A 2,439-nucleotide genomic window follows, 5' to 3' on the forward strand; every position below is an offset into this window, starting at 1 on the left:
CTACGAGACGGTGCTGCAGGCATATCGCGCGTCGGCCGATCGCGTCGCTTCGGCGCGGGTTTTGCGCAAGATCGGTCGGCTGCTCTGGGACGTCGGCAAGCGGGACAACGCGGAATCGCGCTACGCCGAAGCGGCAGCGCTGCTCGATGGCGCCGATGCCCCGGTCGAGCAGGCGCATCTCTGGCAAGAACGTGGCCGACAGGCGTTCCGCAGCGGAGGCAACGCTCTCGCGGCAAAATGGGCGGACGCGGCGCTGGATTGTGTACGCACGCTGACAACCGAACATGTCTCCGAGGTAGGGCGTGATGCCACTCTTGTGACTGCCGAGGCGCTCAATACGAAGGCTGTCGCGTTGGCACGCCTTGGACGAGACCGCGAAGCCGTTGGCCAGGTCGAGCGCAGCATCGAATTGGCCGAAGCCGCCGGTCTAATGGGCACGGCTTGCCGCGGCTACACCAATCTCGGCGTGCTTTACACGACCATCGACCCGGCAAAGGCGATGGAGGTCTGTCGGCGCGGTCTTGAGGTGGCGCGCCGTATTGGTGATTTGGGATACCAGGCGCGCCTCCTCGCCAATCTGGCGGTCGCTTGCTGTACTTTCACGGATCGCTGTCCGACGGAGGGCGTGCCGGCCGCCGAGAAGGCCATCGAGATCGACCGGGCGCTCGACCAGCGCGAGCACCTGTCCGTACCGTTGATAGTGCTTGGGCAGATCCACCAGTGCAACGGCCGTCCGGAACTCGCGATTGGCTTATTCCACGAAGCGCTGGACGTAGCTCGCGAAACGGGCGAGCCGCAACTGCTGTTTCCGTGCTATGATGGTCTCGCAACGCTCAATCTCGACCTCGACAATCTGGCCGAGGCCGAACGCTACTTTTCCCTGGCGCAGGGTATATGCGCCCAGCACGGGCTCGACCCGGAAGGGCTTGTGGTGCTGCCTTTTCTCGACTAGCCGGGTTGGAGGTTGGCAATGTCAGCGCGCATTGACTTGATACCGCTTCAACCAGGCGATCGTGCGCCGAACGTGGTACTCGACGCTATAACCCAGGAAGGCAAGATCGCGCTCGACGATTTTCGCGGACAAAAACCGGTCTTGGTCGGCCTTTTCCGAGGTCTGCATTGCGCGTTCTGCCGGCGCCATATCGCCGCCCAGGCGCGGCTTGATCCGGAGCTGCGCGAAAAGGGCGTGGGAAGCCTGACGGTGGTCAACACGCCGATCGAGCGGGCACGTCTCTATTTCCGTTACCACCCGATGCCGAATCTGCTTGCGGCTTCCGACCCCGAACGCGCTTCGCATCGTGCCTTTGGACTGCCCAATCTCGAATTCACCCAAGACGAGACCAACTGGCCGTACAAGGTCTCGATGGCAGCGGCAAAGGATATGCGGGTCAACATACCAGGCGAGTTGCCCGGTCCCATGGATCCTTTTGCGGCCAGCGAGTTTCTCGACAATAAAGACCACTACGAAGTGACCGAAGCCGACGAGCAGATGATGGCGACGGGACACGGACAACTGATCGGCCAGTTCCTACTGGACCGGCAGGGGATCGTCCGCTGGAGCTTCACGGAAGTTCCGGAGGGTGGGCGATACATGTTCGCGGCACCAAGCCCGCGGGAGCTGATGTCAGCCGTGTCCCAAGTCGCCCAATAGACTTGCGAACGAGGCAGTCGGGCGGGACACCAAACAAAAAGCGGAAGCAATTTGTTCATTCGAGCGCGGCCTCGAGAACGGCAACAAAGTCATCGAGCGAGCGATCCCCGCGAATCTCGATGCGCGGAAGATCGATGGGATCGCAGTCGAGGTGCGCCGGCCCGTGTTTGCCGCCGAAGCCGATCCGATAGCCGCACTCTCTGGCCAACCGGCCAAGCCGTCGGTCGGTGACGGAGTAGGGTGCCGCGAACGCCGTGGTTGTGCGACCGGTCCACCGTTCGACGAACATACGAGAACGCAGGAGTTCGGCGGCAAGGTCAGAGCTCGACAGACCGTCGATCGCGCGATGCGTCGCCAGATGGCTTCCGAACAACGCACCTTCGCTGGCGAGGCTTCGCACCGTCGCGGCGTCCATAAGCGGCGTCGGCGGGCCGCTGTCGGCGTCCCATCTTGCACTTTCACCCACCAAGTCCGTCACCAGGAACACCTCTGCCGTCAAGTCGTTCGCGCGCAAGATCGGCCAGGCATGGTCGGCAAAGTTCTGGAAGCCGTCATCGAAGGTGATGAGCACCGGGCGGCCAACAAAGGGCTGGCGGTTGGCGATGGACTGTTCCAACTGCTCGGACCCAATCGCGTGAAAGCCATTGGCGCGCAGCCATGCCATCTGACTGGCGAACGCGGCGGGCGTGAGCCGAAAACGGGCAAGCCCGGCCGGACCATCATCGGCGACGCTGTGATACATGAGGACTGGGATATGCGGCCGCCGCTCGCTGCGGGCGACGTCGCGG

At 63.1% G+C, this 2,439-nt stretch carries 3 protein-coding genes; 2 read left to right on the top strand and 1 reads right to left on the bottom strand.

Annotated elements, in window-relative coordinates:
- Together EOA27_RS31960 and EOA27_RS31965 are read left to right on the top strand one after the other, a co-directional pair.
- Nucleotides 1-952 (top strand): tetratricopeptide repeat protein (locus tag EOA27_RS31960; protein WP_145970671.1); only part of this gene is annotated, 952 nt, incomplete at its 5' end.
- A gap of 18 nt (nucleotides 953-970) precedes the next feature.
- Nucleotides 971-1,651 carry a redoxin domain-containing protein gene (locus EOA27_RS31965; RefSeq protein ID WP_126081354.1) on the top strand — a complete coding sequence of 227 codons (681 nt, stop codon included), beginning with the start codon at nucleotides 971-973 and terminating at the stop codon, nucleotides 1,649-1,651.
- Between the two features lie 55 nt (nucleotides 1,652-1,706).
- Here the strand turns inward: EOA27_RS31965 and EOA27_RS31970 are convergent.
- The coding region (locus EOA27_RS31970) for a polysaccharide deacetylase family protein (RefSeq protein ID WP_145970672.1) at nucleotides 1,707-2,439 on the bottom strand (733 nt) is incomplete at its 5' end.

Source organism: Mesorhizobium sp. M2A.F.Ca.ET.037.01.1.1 (genome assembly GCF_003998075.1).
GTDB lineage: Bacteria > Pseudomonadota > Alphaproteobacteria > Rhizobiales > Rhizobiaceae > Mesorhizobium.